Genomic DNA, 20,002 nt, shown 5'->3' on the forward strand with positions numbered 1-20,002 from the left:
TTCTAATATAACCCAACACTTATGAATGATTTAAACAACCCAAAGGTTTTATTAAATCCTTAAAACAATATCAATCACACTCAAAAACAGCCATGCTAAACAACAATCAAAAAATACCCACCCCTTTTTAAAGCCATTTCACCACAAAACCAAAACAAACACCCAAAACCAAATAAATCATTTCGGCCATATTGATGTATTATTAGGCAATGGCACACAAGTTCAATAAACCCACCTTAAAGCCCAAAGGGAAACAACAAAGGGTGTTGTTACCATTAACGAAAGAGTATTGGGTTTGCATTTTGGTGGCATGGGCACCATCAAATATAACAAGGTATTGGTTTGGCACTCATTTTCTGGTCAATCCAACCAAAAGACCTGTATCTTGTGATTGTTATTTGATTTTTTGTTTTGATTATCATCACTTTATTATTGGATCACTCATGAATCGTTTTTTTGTAGCAGAGCCACTAAATATAAATCAGCACCTCATCTTACCCAATCAAGTACATCATCACTGGTGTAAGGTACTGCGTGCAAAAGTTGGAGATACCGCCATTTTATTTAATGGACAAGGTGGCGAATATACCGCCACACTCATTGACATGAATCAAAAATCAGCAACTGTCCGCCTAGACACACACAACCCAACCAACCGCACACCGCCTTATGCCGTAACACTAGGTCAAGTGATGAGTCGTGGCGAACGCATGGATTACGCTATTCAAAAGGCAACCGAAATGGGTGTCAGACACATTCAGCTACTCACTAGCGATTACTGCCAAGAACACCTAAAATACGAAAGAGACAAAAAGAAACTCATACACTGGCAAAATATCGCCATCGCTGCCTGTGAGCAATGCGGACTAAACATTGTTCCTAGCATACTACCACCGATTGACCTAGCATCATGGCTTAGCACCCATCAGTCTGCACTAAAACTGATGATGGCTGTCAGCGATGGCAAATTCACCCCAACACGGTTGCCTGACGACATTACTTTGTTGGTCGGTCCTGAAGGGGGATTGTCTTCTAAAGAGATTGAGCTTGCCATCTTTCACGGCTTTCACGCATGGACGATAGGCGAGCGAGTACTACGCACCGAGACCGCCCCCGTGGTGGCATTATCTGCCTTACAGACATTGCACGACATCACTCAATAGTCACAAAAGACAATCAAGAGACAGTTCATCGCATGCGAAAAATCATTCATTTGGACATGGACTCTTTTTTTGCCAGCGTGGAGCAAAGAGACAATCCAAGCTATCAGGGCAAGCCACTCATCGTTGGTGGCGACCCCAATGGGCGTGGCGTGGTTGCTGCTGCCAGTTATGAAGTGCGTCAATTTGGCGTGCATTCGGCGATGAGCTGTTATGAAGCCAAGAGACGCTGCCCTCAAGCCATCTTTGTCCGCCCTCGCTTTGATGTATATCGTAGTATCAGCAACCAAATCAAGTCCATCATGCTAAAGCTCACCAGTCTAGTTGAGCCATTATCGTTGGACGAAGCCTATCTAGATGTTACTGGCAAGCACTACTGCAATGGCTCAGCCACACTCATGGCGAACTGGCTTCGTGGCGAGATTTATCGACAAACTGGACTAACTTCATCAGCCGGCGTGTCTTTTAATAAAATGCTTGCCAAAATCGCCTCCGATATCAACAAACCCAACGGCATCGCTGTCATCACCCCTGATATGGCAGACGCTTTCATTAGCACACTTAGCATTGAACGATTTTATGGCATTGGCAAGGCAAGTACCAAACGCCTAAACGAAATAGGCGTCTTTACAGGGCAAGATTTAAGAAACCTACCATTGATACAGTTAGTAGAAATGTTTGGCAATAAGCGTGGGCAGTTTTATCACAACATTGCCCATGCAATAGACGATAGAGAAGTCAAGGCGGTGCGTGTGCGAAAATCCATCGGCACCGAGATTACCTTTAGTGAAAATACCACCGATGATCAACTCATTCTCCAAAAAATCAACGAACAAAATCTAGAAGCATGGCAAGATTTGGTACAGCGAAAAATGCGTGCCTATACCGTAACACTAAAATTAAAATACAGCGATTTTAGCCAGATTACTCGTAGCCATTCTGTCAAATCGCCTTTTAAAGATGCAAATCATGTAATGCCATGGTTAATCAAGCTGTATCACGCCAGCCCAAAGCACCTGCCCGTGCGTCTGGTGGGCGTTACCTTTTCAACTCTTGAAAGCATTGATGACAGCACCGAGCAGTTGGATTTATTTGATTAGTTACATGAATCAACAATGGCGACATTTAAGTCGCCATACTCAGTATTTTTTATGATGCTTAGTAAATCTTTATAAGGACCAATCCTCAATTCGCCAGCCCCTAGCCTTTGCTTCAGCTGTTAAAATCTCATCAGGATTGATACATATTGCCTCATCAGCAAAACTCAGTAATGGCAAATCATTCTTAGAATCCGAATATGCAATCAATTTGTCAAAAATAACACCTTTATTCTTATACGAGCTGATCAACTTATTAAGATGGTACAGCTTACCCTCTTTGAAGTTTGGTCGTCCACCCACTCGCCCTGTGTATTTATCATCATAAATTTCAAGCACGGTTGCCAGTGTGTGTGCATCATCAACACCGAACAAATTAGCGATGGGCTTGACCACAAAATCATTGGTTGCACTGATAACCACCACCAAATCGTCCGCTTCTTTATGAGCCTGAATCTGAGCAATCGCCTTTGGTCGCATGTTTGGCACAATCCAAGTATCTAGATACTCTTGGCGGTAAGCATGTAGCTCTACCATACTCTTGGTGGTCAAAAATGCTGCCACAAATTCATTATACTCCACCGCATCAAGCGTGCCATTGATATAATCTTGGTAGAATTTATCATTGGCATCTTTATAAACCGCCTTATCCACCAGACCTTTATTGACAATAAACTGCCCCCAACTGTGGTCGCTATCCACATTCAGCATGGTCATATCCAAGTCAAACAACGCTAAATTTGCCATTTTCATCCCCATCATCAAAAAATATCATCATAACAAAAAAACCGACAAAGCTAAATAGTTTCTTTCTTAAACAACCATCTTACATCAAAACACACCGCTACAAAACCACCTGCCAAAAGCAACATCACACCATCAAAATCAAAAAATAAAACCACCAGAGAACTGATGGTTTTATTTAATAAATACTCAGCCGATCAAAATCTGCCTTTTAACTGGGCTAAAATTTGATCGATTTCATCATTTGCTTCTTTTTCGTTATTCAGACCGCCCTGCGGTGTTAAGTCATTAACCACTTGTGGTAGCAACTCAGCGATACCTTGACAGACCTCATGTTCACTTGCTCCTGTCTGAGAGCAGACCTTTTTAATGTCTTGGCTATCAAACAATCTTGCTATGTCGCCAGCATCAATGCCATCATTATCCCTATCAATACTGACCCAAGATTGAGCATGATTACCCAGTCCACCCCCTTGAAATTTCGCCAGAACACCTGACAGACCGCCATTTTTTTGAATATAATTTAGCACGACAGGCAATAAAGCAAGAAGCAATGTGGATTTATTAAAGCCACCACTTTGGCGACCTTGAGCTTGTGTTTGACCACCTAACAGACTCCCAAGAATGCCGCCTAAGTCAGTTGGGCTTGCTTGACGATTTTGGGTTTGCCCGCCCAGTAGACCGCCCAACAAACCGCCCAAACCATCTTGATTGGCATTCGCACCCATCTGACTACCAAGCACCTGACCTAATATACCGCCAAGCCCTGTATTATTATTCTGCTGACCCACTAGGCTACCAAGCATACCACCCAAACCACCTTGTTGCTGTGTGTGTTGGGTATTACCTTGGGTGTTGTTATTGTCATTTAGGGCATTTTGCACAACTTGGGTTACGATAGACTGCAATAAACTCATGATAAAATCCTTAATAAGCACATCATAAAACTTGATTGTCAATTATTGATAAGCTTTGGCCAATCACAAGACTGGTGCCAGACAATCTCATTACAAACTCAAATTACCACCATCTTATCAAAATCTATATAATAAAATGTGTGCATTATGTAAATTTCGGTGGTTATTTTGGTGATACTGGCGGTATTACGGCAAAGTTTTGTTAATCATGGATACAGTCAATAAGTATTTAATGCTCAATCAATAAAATCATCGGTGAAATCAAATAACAAAACATAAGGTTTAAGCCACCCAAGTTTACCTTAGCCATAAAAACCTTGAGAGGTCTTACCGATGCTATGACACAGACCAAGTAGCCGACGAAAGTTCGTCTCATCAATGTCTTTTTCATAAATGACAACATTGATGAATCGTTTATTCGGCATAATGACATAAAAACGCAAAAATACACCCTTTTGACCGCCAAATACCTCTTTAATCTCTGACAGATAGCCATGCCAGATGGTCATCTGACCATTGTTTTTTACACCGATATCCCAAAGCTCATCAATATAAGTACAATCTAAGGATAACACCCGATAACTCAACAATCGCCTAGCAACCACTAACAACGACATGATGAATAATATCGCATACTGCCACCATAGTAGATGGTGCCATGACAGCCCAAGCATCGCCAACACAAATACGCTCTCTGCCATGCTAAATACACGCCTGCCAAGCGTCAAACTGACTGGTAAAGGATTTTTGGAAATTTTAGGCTTAAGATTGGCAGATTTATTCATCGGCATATTTTAATTGCTTTATTCGATCAATCAGCCGTGCCACACTCTCATCATTAGGACGCTCTTGCCCCAAAAAGAACAATAATAAATCAGGGTCTTCATACTCAAGCAGACGAGTAAAAGCAGTCTGCTCATCATCAGGGGCAGATAAATAGTGTAGTTTAACATAAGGGTCAATATAATAATCAAGCTCTTTTAGCCCACGCCGTGCCTGATAGATCACTCGTCTTTGTTCTAATGTTGGTTCAATATGGGTAGTCATTTCATACTCCTAGTGAATGATATCTGATGACCAAACGCCATCTAATCAATGGATTTTTATGGGCTAAGTATAACAAATTTATCACAACTTGAGAGTAGTACTTGCATTTTCTTTAGGAAAATTTTCTAGATTAGGCAAGTGGTGCGTAACACAAGCCATTCAACAAGCAATAAAAAAAGCCCCATTGGGGCTATTTTTATTGACATCATTTGTTTACTAGCTCATAGTGCATTACTTAATATCACAAATATAATCGCACTCATGGCAGCGGCAGCTGGCAAGGTAATCACCCACGCCAAACCAATAGGTCTCATCAGCTTCCAGTTGGTGTTTTTATTGACAATACCAATACCCAAAACCGCACCAACCAAAATATGAGTACTAGAAACAGGAATACCCAAGCTAGATGCACCCATCACAACTGCTGCAGCAGCAAGCTCAGCAGCAAAACCTGATGCTGGGTGCATTTCTGTAAGATTTGTGCCAACGGTCTGGATAACCTCCTTACCGATGAACCACAAGCCCACCACCAAAGACACACCAAAAGTTAACATCACAGGTGCAGGCACAGTAGCCTTAGCAGCAATGGCGTTTTCTTTAATCACATCTAAAATCGCCACAAAAGGACCGACCGCATTGGCAATATCATTTGAGCCATGCGAGAATGCAAAAGCACACGCTGTAAATACCTGCATCCAGCTAAACATGATAAAAGTCGCCTTACCCAAGTCTTCTTTGTGCTTACCACGGATTGTTTTGGTATAGATGAACGCTGTCAGCCAAACCATAGCACCAATCATGCCCATCACTAGGCTTGCGTGTAGTGTTGTTAAACTAAGACCAGTGTTCTTTAGACCTTTAAAAACAACCATCGCAGTCATAATGATTGCACCTAAGGCTGCAATAAGTGGCACCCATGTTTTTAGAGCTTTTAGGGTGTCTAGATTGCCACGCTCATTCTCAATGTCATACAATGAACGGTAATATTCAGTTTCTAGCTCTTCACGGACACAATCACCCCCATTAAAAGTCTCTTGATCACGAAGTAGTGCTGTGGTGTAAGGTAGCTTTTCACTCTCACCAAGTCTTTCAAAATATTCTTTTTGTTCACGCTTGATGATCTTTTTTTTGGTCTTTAGCGTCTTGACATGGATTTCCACTTTATCATTATAAGCCAAGATATTACGCTTAATCAGACCATACAAAATATAAGACAATAGACCGCCAAGCAAGGGAGAGATTACCCAAGAAACAGCGATTTCGCTGATTTTTGACCATTTTACAGTAGAAAATGCAAGCTCACTACCGCCAACACTGATGCCAAGCACGATGGATGAACCAATAATACCGCCAATGATGGCGTGTGTGGTAGATACCGGCAGGCCTTTTTTGGTCGCAAACAACAGCCAAAACGCTGCTGCTGCCAACGCTGATAACATCAAATAGATAAACTGGTTGGGCGAAACACCAAGTTGGGCAATATCAACAATGCCACTACGAATGGTGTCGGTAACCGCTGCACCTGCCAAAACCGCACCTGACACCTCAAAAATCGCCGCCACCGCAAGTGCCTGAGAAACAGATAGTGTACCCGCTCCCACAGAAGTGCCAAATGAGTTGGCAACATCATTACCGCCAATGTTAAATGCCATAAATATGCCAAAGAAACTGGCAAGCATGAATAGCAAGACCTGCTGATGAGCTGTATAAGACAGCCCCCACATGGTAAAATAGATACACATGCCCACAAGCAACAACGCAAAAAAGATGTTCGCTGCCATCGGTGTAGTTTGTTTTGCTGAATTAACCATAAATCCGCCAAAATACTGATCTTTTTATATGCCTATTCGGCGACACACGCCAAAAAAGACCCATCAACCAAGTAAGATAAATAAACCTAAAAAATAACCATCATGATGACAACTTGACAAGTATAGTTGTTTTATGACAGCTTTATGATAATTTTAACACATTGACAGTGTTTTATTCACTAAATTTATCACTAAATTTATCACTCACAGACATTTCAATACAACACGCTTAAATTTTGATGCCGATATACCAAGCAGGCAACCTAAAAGATAGAACCAATGAAAATAATGACATGAATTACCCAGTAAGATTGAAATTTTTAATCACAATCGCCACATAATCCATCATCATATCCACTTTTTACCTTTACCTTTGCACCACTTGCACAGAGATTTGTTTATGTCGCAGATTCAATTATTGGTTGATACTCTAACTCACTACCAAACCCTACCCCACCATAGCAACAGCGAACTTAATGAAGTATTTTTTGGGGTACAGCAGTGGCAAAAACAGCGTATCCACAACACCAGTCAAAGCCTATTTAACAACCCAAAAACCGCACCGCTTGCACATTATCTAATCGGTCAAATCTACGGCAATAAAGAGTTTGATGCGATTGCCAAACAGCTACTCACCGCAGGAAACAACGCCTTAAATGGCTCAGGTCGCCTAGAAAAACTCATCCCCCAAAAGACACTTGCTACAGGTATCTTGGGTGTCAAGGCTGCCGTACTTGCCATACAACTTGACCTAAAAATTGCCCAGTTTATCCACCAAAATGACGCACTTTGCCACTCTTTTTTGACCCAAGGCATACACGATGAGTTGATGGTAAAAGCCTATCACGGTGTTGATAATCAACAAGAGCGAATCATTCAAATCAAAAACATCAAAGAAGTGTGCGAACAATCTTATTTACAATTTAATTCCTTTTTACTTAAAAAGGCTTTTACTCTTGCCAAATCCACCGCTTATCATCATGGCTATCAGCCTTTGTACGACTTTATTCATGATGGATTGCACGCCATTAACACCATTAACAAGATTGAAGATTTTACCAAACCATTTGAACATACTGAGCTTGCCACCATTGAACGCATTTATCATCAAGGGCGTGTTTATGAATGATTATGAGTAATATACGGATTTTTGTATCAAAATAAACAGAATTATAGTATCATTAAGCATGATTAAAAATGTAAATTTAGCATCACAGATATTCAATCACACACAAAAATCAACATTTGGATAAAAGTCATGAGCCAAGACAATAACACCTTTACCAACCCAAACATTCTCCCCACAGGCACACCGCAAGGTCAATCTGCCATGCAGACTGCCAATACAGACCAATCTTCTGCCACCTATTCAGAACACATCGGTGAGACGACACATTTTGGTTATCAGACAGTTAACGCCAAAGACAAACAACGCAAGGTTGCCGAAGTTTTTACTTCTGTTGCCAGTAAATACGACATCATGAATGACCTGATGAGTTTTGGCATTCATCGTCTATGGAAACGCTATGCCATCAGCCTAACAGGCGTGCGTTCAGGTCAAAGCGTGCTAGATATCGCAGGTGGTACAGGAGATTTGGCAAAGGTATTTAGTCGTGAAGTGGGTCGCTCGGGTCGTGTGGTACTCTCTGACATCAACGAAGCGATGCTTGAAGTGGGTCGCACTCGCCTAATTAACGCCGGCTGTAATAATGTTGATTTTGTGTTGGCTAATGCCGAGACGCTTGAGCCATTTGAAGATAATTCTTTTGATTTGGTTACCATCAGTTTTGGTTTGCGTAATGTTACCGACAAACAAAAAGCCTTAGAAGCCATGTATCGTGTCCTAAAACCAGGCGGACGGCTACTGGTGCTTGAATTTAGTAAGCCTGTCTTTGAGCCTTTATCAAAAGCTTATGATTTATACTCTTTTACCGCCCTGCCCCTCATGGGAAAGATTGTTGCAGGTGATAGCGACAGTTATCAATATTTGGCAGAGTCAATTCGTATGCACCCAGACCAAAATACGCTAAAAGCAATGATGGAACAAGCAGGCTTTGTAAATTGTGATTATCACAATCTCACAGGTGGTATCGTGGCGGTGCATCGTGGCTTTAAGGCTAGATAAGGCGTCCTGATGATGATTGCAACGCTTGCATTAGGATTGGCAGAAAAACTCATCAATACAGCAATTCACACCGACCCCCTTGCCATCAAGCATCTACAAATGCTATCAGGCAAGACTCTGCGTATTGTCATAGACAAGCCAGAGCTTAGCGTTGATGTGTTGTTTTGTGATGATCATTTGCGTTTTGAACCTGTTAGTCAAAGTATCTTTGAGCCACAAGGCATGATTATCCACCCTGATTGCACCTTGCGAGTAACTGATGTGGGTAAGCTACCAACCCTAATGCAAAACCCATCAGGTAATTTACCCATTAAGGGTGACCATCAGGTACTACTGCAAATCAAAGAGCTGATATCATCTTTTAGTCCTGATGTGCTAGATAAGCTTGAGCATCTCATTGGTAAAAACGCCACCAGCTACGCTCACCTAGCTATCCAAGAATGCTCGCCGATTGTTATGCCAATTTTATCATCCATCAAATCTTTAATAATTGATGGACTAACCCCCAATAAAGCAAATACAGACAACCTTGATGCACTTATCCATCAAAAAAAGCAAGAATTGCTTCGCCTACAAAGCGACATTGAGCGTGAACAAGCACGCTTAAATGACCTACAAAACCAACCATCAAACTAAAGCCATGCTCATTCCCCATAAGAATCGCCTGTTAGCCCTATACCGAATCGCTGCCAAATACCGCCTAGACACACACTTTGACGAAGTGCCAGAACTTGCTCCGCTTGCACGACTCATTCGGATACATCCAGCCAGTATCGGTAAATCGCACAACCCCCTAGGGGTAAAGCTGGCTCTTGAAGAAATGGGGACCCTATTTTTAAAGCTAGGTCAGCTTTTATCCACTCGCTCAGACCTACTGCCACCAAACATCATCTCCCAACTGTCTTTATTACAAGACAAAGTTACCCCTTTTGACATCAGCACCTTAAAAGACAGCATTGAAGACCCCAAAGTCGGCTTGGGCAAACCCATCCATGAGCTATTTGCTCGCTTTGATGATAAGCCATTAGCTGCTGCCAGTATCGCTCAAGTACACACCGCTGCCCTGCCGGATGGTCGTGAGGTGGTTGTCAAAGTCGTACGACCTAATATCAAGGCGGTCATCATCAAAGACTTTGAGCTTTTAAGAGAGCTTGCTGCTTGGCTATCCGCTCGATTAGAGTCAGCTCGAGCCGTCCATATCGTTAGCATTGTCGAGGATTATCGGCAAATCATGCTCAATGAATTAGACCTAACCCTAGAAGCTACCAACGCCACTAAGATGCGTAATAATTTTTTGGGGTCAAAACTTATCTATGTGCCAGAAGTATATACCGCCAATAAATCAGTCATGGTCTGTGAGCGTATCTTTGGCGTACCCATTTCACAAACCCAAACCTTTGATTCTTTGGACTATGACAGAGCCGAGCTTGCCAAAAATGGTCTGACGATATTTTTTACTCAAGTATTTCGTGATAATTTCTTTCATGCTGACATGCACCCTGGCAATATCTTTGTAGAGACATTGCCTGATGGCGGTGCAGTCGCCCACCCTCGCTATTTGGGACTAGACTGTGCCATCATGGGACAGCTTGCCCCTGATGACCAGCTGGTTGTGGCACGCCTCCTGCTGTCAGTCATGAATGGCAACTACACCATGCTTGTGGACATCATCGCACAAGCAGGATGGATACCGCCGTCTGCTGATAAACACGCTTTAATTAAAGACATGGCACGCACAGTCAGCCCCATGGTCTCAAAACCAATGAGCGAACTTGACTTTGCAGGCATTTTATTTGAGATTTTAAATATTGCTCGCCGTCATCAGATGAGCATACCACCACAGCTAATGCTACTGCTCAAGACTCTTGTTCATGTTGAAGGATTGGGGCGTGAGTTGTATCCAGAGCTTGATATTTGGTCGCTCGCCAAGCCGATACTTACCGCATGGGTCAAAGATCAGCTTGACCCTGTCAAAAATCTCAACGAACTAAAAGCTAAAGCACCAGAACTACTACTATCCACCACCGAGCTACCCAAGCTACTTGGTCAAGGCATTCAATCTCTGGCAACATTAGGAGCAAGGCAGGATAAAGAGCTTAGAGAAATTCAAGCCCTAAGAGCAGATTTTCTTAATCAAAAACGCTATGATTGGATTGCCCTCGGTGGATTTTTTGGCTTAATTGCCATTGGGCTGACCGTGCCAATTTGGTGGGTGGGTATTCTATTTTATCTACTGGCGATTGTTTTTGTGATTTGGCGGGTGTTGGTATAACAGACATATCGCAAACAATAAATAGGTTGGTTAATAATCACAAGTATCCAATAACAAAGCTAAAGGGCGAGAATATCGCCCTTTTTGATGCCTTTTACCACCTTTAATTCTTAAACACAACAGGTCGTTCGGCATTAGGATAATGATGCTCATGCTCAACATCGCATTCTTCGCCGATGGTATTGCCTTTATCGTCCTTTGGTTTTTCAATATAACCTGTGCGTTCTTCGGTTGGTAGATATTCATGCTCCCAAACCATGACCGCCTGCATACAAGTCTGTCGCTGTTCATCGGTTAATCGCACGCCATTTTCCCATTTGCCAATCTCAATGGCAGTGCGAAATTTAGCGACAATCTCAGGGTTTAGGCTATTTAAGATATCTTGTTTATTCATGATGGTCCTACGATTTAAGTTTTTAGTGAAAATTCTTCGCTATATAGATTCCAATTAAGCTTGGTGCGACACGCTTCATAAAAGTTGTAGCTTGGTGGATGTAGCAACAACAATGTCTTATCATGCTTGGTAATGAGTAGTGTTTGATCATTATCAAGTGGTGCTGATGCCTTGCCATCTGCTCCAACCATTGGTTGTGTGCGATTATCCTTATGGATATTAATGGCAATCTGACTGCTACCTGCCACCACAAGCGGTCTGCTTGATAGTGTGTGCGGATGCATAGGAACAAGACAAATCGCATCAATGGTCGGATGAATAATGGGTCCACCTGCCGAAAGCGAATAGGCTGTCGAGCCTGTAGGAGTGGATACAATCAGCCCATCTGCGTGCTGGCGATAGACATCATAGTCGTTAATTTTTAATTGAAAATCAATGGTATGCACTGATTTGCCTGCGTGTAGCACCACATCATTCAACGCCACATCTTCATGAATAACAACATCGGTTGGCTTGCCATGTTCGTCATTTTGAACGATTTTAAAGGCCAATAAAAACCGCTCAACCAACCAGTACTCCCCATCTAAAACCTGTGTTACTCGCTCGGTCAGCTCATCAGGATTCACATCCGCCAAAAAACCCAACCGACCACGATTGATGCCAAGCACAGGAACATCGGTCCCTGCCATCACGCTTGCTACTTGAAGCATTGAACCATCACCACCCACTACGATGGCAAAATCGCAATGCTCGCCAATCTTCTGACGAGGCACAATCTTTAACTGATGACCATCCACTTTATCAAAATCTATCTGTAAGCCTTCAATGGCAGCAGTTTCTGTGTCAATCACAATTGATAAATCACGCTCATCAAGCAAATTGATGAGTTCATTTAAGGTTTCAACCACACTGCTTTTGCCAGCACGACCCAATAGGGCAATGTGGCGAAATGGCGGACGCTTTGGGTGATTGTTGACAAAATTGGACATACAATTCTAAGGTTAAATAAAGCATATGATACCAAAAAAGCTAGAAGTAGTACAATCAAAGTTTCAGACAAATCGTATAAAACACCACAGATAATCTCTTGATTTTTATAAAATCTGCTTTATAATCACAAGACATTCTTTTTATCTATATTTTTGTATTTTAAGGAAAAAATATGGCAAATCCTATCGTAAGTCGCACCGAGCTTGCTGTTGGCGGTGTCGCCATGACAATTGGCGGTGTGGTCAAAAAAAGTGCGTTTTTGCTAGCATTGGCGGCTGTAGCAGGTTTTTCTGTGTTCTTTTATGCCTTAATGGGTGGTATTTCTATGAATATGCTATACCCATTGGCACTGGTCGGTCTATTCGCCGGCATGGGATTGGGATTGGTTAGTGCTTTTAAGCCACATCTTGCCAAAAGTCTGGCTGTACCGTATGCCTTGTGTGAAGGCGTGCTACTTGGTGCATTTAGCACCATCATGTACACAAGATATCCAAGCGTGCCACTATCAGCCCTATCAGCAACATTTATTACCGCCGCTGTCATGCTAACCTTATACACCACAGGCATCGTAAAAGTTACTGAAAAATTCCGCTCAATTTTGACATCAGCCATCATCGCCATCGGTATTTTATATCTGGTACAACTTGGTTTTAGATTATTTGGTTCAAGCCTGCCACTCCTATTTGATGGTGGTTTGGTGGCAATCGGTTTTAGCGTTTTTGTTACTTTGATTGCATCATTTAGCCTACTGCTAGATTTTGATAATATTGAACAAGGCGTACAACATGGCGCATCTCGTGAATTTGAGTGGGTGTATAGCATTGGCATTTTATCAACGCTGGTTTGGATGTACATTGAGTTTTTGCGTTTGATTGGCTACCTACAAGACGACTAATCGCTTAGCTCATCAGATAAGCTAGACGCCTAACACAAAGCAATAAAAATCGCACCCCAAGAGTGCGATTTTTATTGTGCCATTTATCGCTTTAATCGCATGGCATTTGCCACCACAAACAAACTAGATATCGACATACCAATCGCCGCTAGCCAAGGCGGTATATAGCCCAATGCCGCAGGAATCAGTACAATGGCGTTATAAGCCAATGCCCAACGCAAATTTTGGCGGATAATCTTTTGTGTCTTTGCAGAAAGACTAAGTGCCTGAGTAATCGCCATCATTTTGCCACCCATTAGCACACTGTCTGATGACACCTGTGCCAAATCCGTCGCACCTGCCATCGCCGTTGAGACATTTGCTGCCGCCAGAACGGGTGCATCATTAATGCCATCACCCACCATGAGTACCGTATATCCTGACGCTTGCAACTGCTTGATGTGACTGACTTTATCTTGCGGTGTCAATCCAAAATACGCCTGCTCAATTCCCAACGATTTTGCCACCTCCACAGCACTTGGATTGGGGTCGCCTGTGAGCATGATGGGTGTGATATTTTGGCGTTTTAGCTCATCAATCATTGCATGAGCATCTTGTCTGATGGTGTCATTAAAATAAAATCTTGCCACCGTTTGCCACTCACCCTGAATCATACAGGATAACAACACCGACATATTCGCCTGATATTTTCCAAGATTTTCTATCAACATGGTGGGCAGTATGCCTTGTGGTTGCACAAACTGTTGATGACCAATGCGGTAACACACACCATCAATCCACCCCTCCACACCACCTGCCGTGTGGTGGATGCCATCTTTGACACTTGGCAAATGCAGTCCGTGAGCTGCTGTTAGTATAGCCCACGCTACAGGGTGCTTTGAGCCAATCTCAAGAGCGGCGGCGATTTTTAGAGCATCCGTCTTATCAATGACGCTAACCGTCTCCAAAAGGTTCGCCTGCCCAAGCGTTAGCGTGCCTGTCTTATCAAAACAAGCATGGCTTACTTCCGATAAGGTCTGAATGGTATGCCCACGAGTCGCCAAAAAACCAAGCGATGCCAAACGATTGGTTGATACCGTCAAGGCTATCGGTGTGGCAAGACTTAAGGCACAGGGGCAGGTTGCCACCAACACCGCCACTGTCGCCCATAACGCCTCATGCTTATCAATAAACCACCACACCGCAAACACAAGACATGACAACACCAACACTCGTGCCACAAACCATCTTGCCATCTTATCCGCATCTTGAGCGATTTTTGGTTTTTCGCTCATGGCTCGATTCATCAGTCTGTCAATCAAAGAGATTTGGCTGTCATCAACCTTAGCCGTAACAAGCATGATAAAAGGCTGGCTATCATTTTGAGCACCCCCCACAACCACATCGCCACGCTCCTTGACAATCAAATCACTCTCACCTGTTAGCAAACTCTGTGATACCGTCGCCGTCTCTGACAACAAAATACCATCGGTAACAATCTGCGACCCTGCATCAATACAGATGACATCGCCAATCTCCACCGACTGAGCAAGCAGTCTATCTTGGACTTCGCTTATCACTAGCTCTTGATTTGCCTGATGTTGTCGCCACCATGTATCAATGATGGATTTTTTATCATCTTGGCTTAGCGTGTCATCTTTAGTTAACTTAGCGACAAGATCGTTGTCATTAGTAATTTTTTGCACCAAAATGGGATTGATTACCACCAAATCAGATGCCATGTTTGATGCTTTTAGGCGAGCGTTATGTTCAATATAACGACCAGCCAACAAAAAGAAAATAAACATCGATACCGAGTCAAAATATGCTTCGCCTGTTCCTGTTAAGGTTGCATAGACACTGGCAGCAAAAGTGGTGATGAGTGCAATACAAACAGGCACATCCATGTTTACTTGGCGAGCCTTGATGGCATTATATGCCGATGCAAAAAACGGCACGCCTGAATAGAATAACACAGGTATGGTAACAAATAACGCCACATACCGCAGGAAATCTCGATGCTCCAACAAGATGCCTGTATATGCCCCAAAATACATACCAATGGAAAACATCATTGCCTGCATTGCCCCAAGTGCCGAGATTGCCAGACGAATCAGCATTTGCTTGTTTTGGCGTTTTAACATGGCTTCATGCGTATCTTGTCGATACGGCTTAGCATCATAGCCTACCGAGTGTACCGCCCTTAATATCTCACCAATACTACACCGATGCTCGTCCCAACTGACTCGCATACGCTGCTGAGTCAGATTGACCTGACACATTCGCACGCCATCTATCGCTCTTAAACGGGTCTCGATAAGCCAAGTGCACGCCGAACAGCGTAAGTTCGCCACCGATAATTCTGCGGTATTACCACCATCTTCTTGATAGACAAATTGTGCCTTAATATCATCATGATTATACGCATCAAAATTCATCACATCAGGCAGGCTAGCAGTTGGGCTAATCTCACGGCGGTCTAGATAGTACTGTTCAAGCTGTAAATCCACAATGCTTTGCGAGGCAAGCTGACAGCCCAAACAACACATCGGACGAGCTTTATTGAAAATCGTGGTATAAAAAGGCTCTTTTGGTAACACTTCACCACAATGAAAGCACGCATCTGTAGGAGGCAGGAGTAAAGACTGAGAAATTTCATCATCAATCTTATTATCGATGGTCATAATCATTCCAAAACAATCTGAAAAATCAGCCTAAAAGACATTCAAAAGCAATAAAAATCACCCTTAAGGCAAACAAAATCTATTTAAAGCCTTGTATCATTATAGCACAGTTATTGCACATTCTTGATGAGACAAAGTTGGTGAATTTTGTACATACACCGGTACGATGTTTAGAAGAGTTAGGCAAAAACCATCATGCACGCCATCAATCATTTTAATCAACAATCAATTAGTACTTGATAAAATATCAACAAATCGCTAGTATGTTTATCTCATTGATTATAAAGGTCTGTTTATGCTCACTAAGCCCCCCCATCTTCCACACAGCCATTTGGACAACCACACTCCAAAACAACAGCAAGGCTCGGTTTTAGGCTTTATCGTGCTAGTGGTCGTACTCGCCGCCATGATTTTACTTGGGCTTTATGTATTTTATTTAAACAGTGTCATCATCAATAAATTTGAAAATCGTCGCTGGGATATTCCTGCAACGGTTTATTCTCGCCCACTTGAACTCTCACCCAATGCACCACTTAGTCAGACCGACCTTGACAGCTGGTTAAAACTACTCAACTATACCAAAAACAGCACCAAACAAGGTGGTTATCAACAGCAAGGGGCAACCTACACGATTTACACTCGTGGTTTTGATTATGGCGATGGCGATATAGAACCTAAGCAGACCATCAAAATCAGCTTTTCTAATGGGAAAATTACCAGTCTTCAGACCAGTCACCCCACCACCAAAGGCATGCTACGCCTAGAGCCTGTCAATGTGGGCGGTATTTACCCCCAAAACAATGAAGACCGTATCTTACTTGACAAAGACAGCTTGCCCAAGCACTTAATTGATGCACTTATCGCTACCGAAGATCGTAACTTTTATGAGCATCATGGGATATCCTTGCGTGGTACAGCTCGTGCAATTTTATCCAATCTGACAGGTGGTCAAAGACAAGGTGGCTCAACCATCACACAGCAACTTGTCAAGAATTTTTATCTAAATTCAGAACGCAGTTTAAAGCGAAAAGCCAATGAAGCCATTATGGCACTACTGCTTGAACTGCATTATGACAAAAATGAGATTTTACTAGCCTATCTTAATGAGATTAACTTAGGACAAAATGGCAATCGCTCAGTAAACGGTTTTGGGATTGCCTCACAGTTTTATTTTAACAAGCCTCTTTCTGAGTTGCGTTTAGACCAATACGCTTTATTGGTTGGCATTGCCAAAGGCTCTAGTTATTACAACCCAAAAAAACACCCAAAGCGTGCCACCGACAGACGAAACACCGTCTTGCATAATATGCTCACCATAGGAAAAATCAGCCAAAGTGAGTATGATAATGCCATCCAAAAACCCTTAGATGTGGTAAAAACTCCGATTATCGCCAAAAGTCGTTTTCCTGATTTTTTTGATGCCATTTCTCGAGAGTTAAAAGCATATTATAAAGAAGAGGACCTACAAAACAGAGGGCTTCGCATCATCTCAACGCTTGACCCCATCGCCCAAAATCATGCCAATAACGCCGTCATCAATGGCACAAAAAACCCCTTACAAGCCGCCTTGGTCAGTGCCAATCCTAACACAGGTGAGGTGGTTGCGTTGGTAGGTGGGCGTGGTGATTTTACAGGTTTTAACCGTGCCATTGACGCTAAGCGACAAGTCGGCTCATTATTAAAACCTGTCATCTACCTAACCGCTCTGCAATCGGGACGCTACAACTTAGCCAGCAGTGTCGATGATAGCCCTACTAACTACAACATTGATGGGCAGTCTTGGACACCAAGAAACTATGGTGGCATCTCACACGGAGCAACGCCACTAACCAAAGCCCTTGCCCACTCGTACAATCAAGCAGCGGTCAATCTTGGCATGGAATTTGGATTGCATAATTTTCAAAAACAACTACAAGCACTAGGCATCAACCAAAGTTTACCACCCTACCCATCAATACTACTTGGAGCGGTAGATTTGACCGCCATGGACATACTGGGTGTGTATCAGATTTTCGCTACAGGTGGTGTTAGTACACCATTACACACCATCAATAAAGTCATTGATGATAAAGGCGTCATACTCCAAAACAGCGATCAACGCACCCAAATTCGCCTATCGCCTGAAGCCACTTATCTAACCAACTATGCCATGCAACAGGTATTCATTCAAGGCACGGCAAAGGCGGGTAATTTTAACAGCTCTTTAAATCTGGCAGGCAAAACAGGCACAACCAATGACGGTCGTGATGCGTGGTTTGCAGGATATAGTGGTAATTATGTCTCGGTAGTCTGGGTTGGACTTGATAACAACAAACCCTTGGGATTGACAGGTAGCTCTCACGCCCTACCCATTTGGCGACGCTTCATGCAGTCGCTCAACCATACACCCGTCCAACTTGACCAGCCTAGCGGTATCGAATGGCAATGGTTGGATAATGGCACAGGTCTTTTGTCCCAAGAATACTGTCAGCACGCCGTACGACTACCCATCATCCGCCAGTACACACCTGCTCAATACGCCAATTGCGTCATTGATGGATTTGGTAATGATGTGGCATATGTTGAAAATGGCTGGATAGATACAGACATGATTCATCAAGAGTATCACGATGGCTATGGCGAAGAGAGTGTCGCACCCCAAGAACATCGGCACGCACCAAATGAACAAATAGACTTAATAGAGAACGAGAGTATGGCATACTAAGCCAACCACCTTGTGATATATCCATCATGATGTCTCAATGCCGAACAACATCGTGATACAAATGGCAATACCGCAAGCGACAAAGCCTGCCATATCTGCTATAATAACCAAAATCTATCACAAACTTAGCTCTCACTCATCAATTTAAGGCGAAAATTATGTCATGGCAACAACTACACCTGCAATGTTCACAAGATAAAGTTGAGCTTGCCGAAGCTTTATTTTATGAAGAAGGGGCGGTTTCTATCATCCTAGAAGATGCAGGAGATGAGCCTTTATTTGAACCATTACCTGGTGAAGAGCCATTATGGGGAGATGTGGTCATGACGGCGATTTTTGACACCAACTCTGACGACCGTTTTGCTGGCACAGACTTTGAAGGCATGGCAAGTCGCATCGCTGCCGAAGTAGGTGCAACTCGTTTTTGGACAACTCGTCTTGATGATAAAGATTGGTCTCGTGAATGGATGGTTCATTATCAACCTGTTCAATGTGCAGGCAACCTATGGATTGTTCCTGAATGGCTAGACGCTCCTGACCCAACCGCCATCAATCTCATCTTAGACCCTGGTCTTGCCTTTGGGACAGGTTATCATGCCACCACTCGCCTATGCTTAGATTGGTTGTCAGCACAGGATTTAACCGATAAAATCGTCATTGACTACGGTTGTGGCTCAGGTGTGCTAGGTGTAGCGGCACTACTGCTTGGGGCAAAAGCAGTATTTGCGGTGGACATTGACCCACAAGCAATCTTAGCCACCACTCAAAACGCTAAACTAAATGGCGTGGCTGATAGACTCACCGTCTTTTTGCCAACCGAATTTAGCGACTATCAAAAAAGCCATCAGCTACAAGCAGATACCATTACTGCCAATATCCTAGCCAAGCCCCTCATTGAGTTTGCACCATATTTTAACTCACTCCTAAAAAATGGCGGTAGCATTGTGTTGGCAGGTCTAATCTCCAATCAGACCCAATCAGTCATTGATGCTTATACACCATATTTTACGCTTGATGATGCCTTTAATTATAAACATGCAGACGATCATCATTGGCACCGATTATCTGGCATTAAAAAACAACACCACCTTACGCATCATCATATTGGCTTTTAATCTGGGCATTAAAAGCCAAATTTTTTTCTCTAATACAGGCTTAAGATAAGCAAAAGCACACCTAATGA

At 42.9% G+C, this 20,002-nt stretch carries 17 protein-coding genes; 9 read left to right on the forward strand and 8 right to left on the reverse strand.

Translation table 11 applies throughout. The annotated features are described in order from the left end of the window. The first annotated feature begins 443 nt into the window (after positions 1–443). A complete protein-coding gene (locus tag LU276_RS06830) occupies positions 444–1,163 on the forward strand; it encodes a 16S rRNA (uracil(1498)-N(3))-methyltransferase (RefSeq protein ID WP_284673116.1) in 720 nt (239 codons plus the stop codon). Beyond that, the gene (dinB, locus tag LU276_RS06835; RefSeq protein ID WP_335342678.1) at positions 1,073–2,260 is read left to right on the forward strand and encodes a DNA polymerase IV; all 1,188 of its coding nucleotides are present in this window, start codon (positions 1,073–1,075) and stop codon (positions 2,258–2,260) included. The genes LU276_RS06830 and dinB overlap by 91 nt, the downstream gene beginning before the upstream one ends. A gap of 69 nt (positions 2,261–2,329) precedes the next feature. Here dinB and LU276_RS06840 read toward each other — a convergent pair whose 3' ends face one another. The 5 genes from LU276_RS06840 to LU276_RS06860 all read right to left on the reverse strand — a co-directional run bounded on the left by LU276_RS06840 (position 2,330) and on the right by LU276_RS06860 (position 6,776). Then, on the reverse strand, positions 2,330–3,004 hold the full coding sequence (locus LU276_RS06840) for an HAD family hydrolase (protein WP_284673117.1): 675 nt from the start codon (positions 3,002–3,004) through the stop codon (positions 2,330–2,332). Positions 3,005–3,198: 194 nt separating this feature from the next. Beyond that, positions 3,199–3,918, reverse strand: coding sequence for a YidB family protein (locus tag LU276_RS06845; RefSeq protein ID WP_284673118.1), 720 nt, complete (start codon positions 3,916–3,918; stop codon positions 3,199–3,201). A gap of 302 nt (positions 3,919–4,220) precedes the next feature. Next, a complete protein-coding gene (locus tag LU276_RS06850) occupies positions 4,221–4,709 on the reverse strand; it encodes a hypothetical protein (RefSeq protein ID WP_284673119.1) in 489 nt (162 codons plus the stop codon). Continuing rightward, entirely contained in the window at positions 4,696–4,965 is a 270-nt protein-coding gene (locus tag LU276_RS06855) for an FAD assembly factor SdhE (protein WP_284673120.1), read from the reverse strand. Before LU276_RS06855 ends, LU276_RS06850 begins: the two co-directional genes overlap by 14 nt. A gap of 221 nt (positions 4,966–5,186) precedes the next feature. Further along, positions 5,187–6,776 carry an inorganic phosphate transporter gene (locus tag LU276_RS06860; protein ID WP_284673121.1) on the reverse strand — a complete coding sequence of 530 codons (1,590 nt, stop codon included), beginning with the start codon at positions 6,774–6,776 and terminating at the stop codon, positions 5,187–5,189. A 400-nt stretch (positions 6,777–7,176) separates the two neighbouring features. Here LU276_RS06860 and LU276_RS06865 point away from each other — a divergent pair, with 400 nt between their 5' ends. The 4 genes from LU276_RS06865 (at position 7,177) to LU276_RS06880 (ending at position 11,173) form a co-directional block, all read left to right on the forward strand. Beyond that, positions 7,177–7,905: an FFLEELY motif protein gene (locus LU276_RS06865; RefSeq protein WP_284673122.1), complete on the forward strand. Its 729-nt coding sequence runs from the start codon at positions 7,177–7,179 to the stop codon at positions 7,903–7,905. Between the two features lie 129 nt (positions 7,906–8,034). Then, positions 8,035–8,901: a bifunctional demethylmenaquinone methyltransferase/2-methoxy-6-polyprenyl-1,4-benzoquinol methylase UbiE gene (gene ubiE / locus LU276_RS06870; protein WP_284673123.1), complete on the forward strand. Its 867-nt coding sequence runs from the start codon at positions 8,035–8,037 to the stop codon at positions 8,899–8,901. 9 nt (positions 8,902–8,910) lie between these two features. After that, the gene (locus LU276_RS06875; RefSeq protein WP_284673124.1) at positions 8,911–9,537 is read left to right on the forward strand and encodes an SCP2 sterol-binding domain-containing protein; all 627 of its coding nucleotides are present in this window, start codon (positions 8,911–8,913) and stop codon (positions 9,535–9,537) included. A gap of 4 nt (positions 9,538–9,541) precedes the next feature. Further along, complete coding sequence (locus LU276_RS06880) at positions 9,542–11,173, forward strand: ABC1 kinase family protein (protein WP_284674609.1); 1,632 nt, start codon at positions 9,542–9,544, stop codon at positions 11,171–11,173. 103 nt (positions 11,174–11,276) lie between these two features. Here the strand turns inward: LU276_RS06880 and LU276_RS06885 are convergent, their stop codons facing one another. Together LU276_RS06885 and LU276_RS06890 are read right to left on the reverse strand one after the other, a co-directional pair. Then, positions 11,277–11,567 carry a YeaC family protein gene (locus LU276_RS06885; RefSeq protein ID WP_284673125.1) on the reverse strand — a complete coding sequence of 97 codons (291 nt, stop codon included), beginning with the start codon at positions 11,565–11,567 and terminating at the stop codon, positions 11,277–11,279. A gap of 14 nt (positions 11,568–11,581) precedes the next feature. Beyond that, positions 11,582–12,556: an NAD(+) kinase gene (locus LU276_RS06890; RefSeq protein WP_284673126.1), complete on the reverse strand. Its 975-nt coding sequence runs from the start codon at positions 12,554–12,556 to the stop codon at positions 11,582–11,584. Between the two features lie 173 nt (positions 12,557–12,729). On the opposite strand from LU276_RS06890, the gene LU276_RS06895 reads away from it, so the two are divergent. Next, positions 12,730–13,452, forward strand: coding sequence for a Bax inhibitor-1/YccA family protein (locus LU276_RS06895; RefSeq protein ID WP_284673127.1), 723 nt, complete (start codon positions 12,730–12,732; stop codon positions 13,450–13,452). An 83-nt stretch (positions 13,453–13,535) separates the two neighbouring features. Here the strand turns inward: LU276_RS06895 and LU276_RS06900 are convergent, their stop codons facing one another. Next, positions 13,536–16,115 (reverse strand): heavy metal translocating P-type ATPase, encoded by a 2,580-nt coding sequence (locus LU276_RS06900; RefSeq protein ID WP_284673128.1) that lies wholly within the window; start codon positions 16,113–16,115, stop codon positions 13,536–13,538. Positions 16,116–16,410: 295 nt separating this feature from the next. Here LU276_RS06900 and mrcB point away from each other — a divergent pair, with 295 nt between their 5' ends. Together mrcB and prmA are read left to right on the forward strand one after the other, a co-directional pair. After that, complete coding sequence (gene mrcB / locus LU276_RS06905; protein ID WP_284673129.1) at positions 16,411–18,819, forward strand: penicillin-binding protein 1B; 2,409 nt, start codon at positions 16,411–16,413, stop codon at positions 18,817–18,819. 158 nt (positions 18,820–18,977) lie between these two features. Further along, positions 18,978–19,934 (forward strand): 50S ribosomal protein L11 methyltransferase, encoded by a 957-nt coding sequence (gene prmA, locus LU276_RS06910; protein ID WP_284673130.1) that lies wholly within the window; start codon positions 18,978–18,980, stop codon positions 19,932–19,934. Positions 19,935–20,002 lie beyond the last annotated feature (68 nt).

The organism is Moraxella haemolytica, assembly GCF_030177935.1.
Classification (GTDB): Bacteria; Pseudomonadota; Gammaproteobacteria; order Pseudomonadales; family Moraxellaceae; genus Moraxella; species Moraxella haemolytica.

What these genes read in the sequence shown, in the direction of transcription:
- LU276_RS06900 (WP_284673128.1), bottom strand. Translation starts at nt 16,115, where the DNA reads ATGACCATCGATAATAAGATTGATGATGAAATTTCTCAGTCTTTACTC.
- LU276_RS06890 (WP_284673126.1), bottom strand. Translation starts at nt 12,556, where the DNA reads ATGTCCAATTTTGTCAACAATCACCCAAAGCGTCCGCCATTTCGCCAC.
- ubiE (WP_284673123.1), top strand. Translation starts at nt 8,035, where the DNA reads ATGAGCCAAGACAATAACACCTTTACCAACCCAAACATTCTCCCCACA.
- LU276_RS06865 (WP_284673122.1), top strand. Translation starts at nt 7,177, where the DNA reads ATGTCGCAGATTCAATTATTGGTTGATACTCTAACTCACTACCAAACC.
- LU276_RS06855 (WP_284673120.1), bottom strand. Translation starts at nt 4,965, where the DNA reads ATGACTACCCATATTGAACCAACATTAGAACAAAGACGAGTGATCTAT.
- mrcB (WP_284673129.1), top strand. Translation starts at nt 16,411, where the DNA reads ATGCTCACTAAGCCCCCCCATCTTCCACACAGCCATTTGGACAACCAC.
- LU276_RS06845 (WP_284673118.1), bottom strand. Translation starts at nt 3,918, where the DNA reads ATGAGTTTATTGCAGTCTATCGTAACCCAAGTTGTGCAAAATGCCCTA.
- LU276_RS06875 (WP_284673124.1), top strand. Translation starts at nt 8,911, where the DNA reads ATGATGATTGCAACGCTTGCATTAGGATTGGCAGAAAAACTCATCAAT.
- LU276_RS06880 (WP_284674609.1), top strand. Translation starts at nt 9,542, where the DNA reads ATGCTCATTCCCCATAAGAATCGCCTGTTAGCCCTATACCGAATCGCT.
- LU276_RS06860 (WP_284673121.1), bottom strand. Translation starts at nt 6,776, where the DNA reads ATGGTTAATTCAGCAAAACAAACTACACCGATGGCAGCGAACATCTTT.
- dinB (WP_335342678.1), top strand. Translation starts at nt 1,073, where the DNA reads ATGGACGATAGGCGAGCGAGTACTACGCACCGAGACCGCCCCCGTGGT.
- prmA (WP_284673130.1), top strand. Translation starts at nt 18,978, where the DNA reads ATGTCATGGCAACAACTACACCTGCAATGTTCACAAGATAAAGTTGAG.
- LU276_RS06830 (WP_284673116.1), top strand. Translation starts at nt 444, where the DNA reads ATGAATCGTTTTTTTGTAGCAGAGCCACTAAATATAAATCAGCACCTC.
- LU276_RS06840 (WP_284673117.1), bottom strand. Translation starts at nt 3,004, where the DNA reads ATGGCAAATTTAGCGTTGTTTGACTTGGATATGACCATGCTGAATGTG.
- LU276_RS06850 (WP_284673119.1), bottom strand. Translation starts at nt 4,709, where the DNA reads ATGCCGATGAATAAATCTGCCAATCTTAAGCCTAAAATTTCCAAAAAT.
- LU276_RS06895 (WP_284673127.1), top strand. Translation starts at nt 12,730, where the DNA reads ATGGCAAATCCTATCGTAAGTCGCACCGAGCTTGCTGTTGGCGGTGTC.
- LU276_RS06885 (WP_284673125.1), bottom strand. Translation starts at nt 11,567, where the DNA reads ATGAATAAACAAGATATCTTAAATAGCCTAAACCCTGAGATTGTCGCT.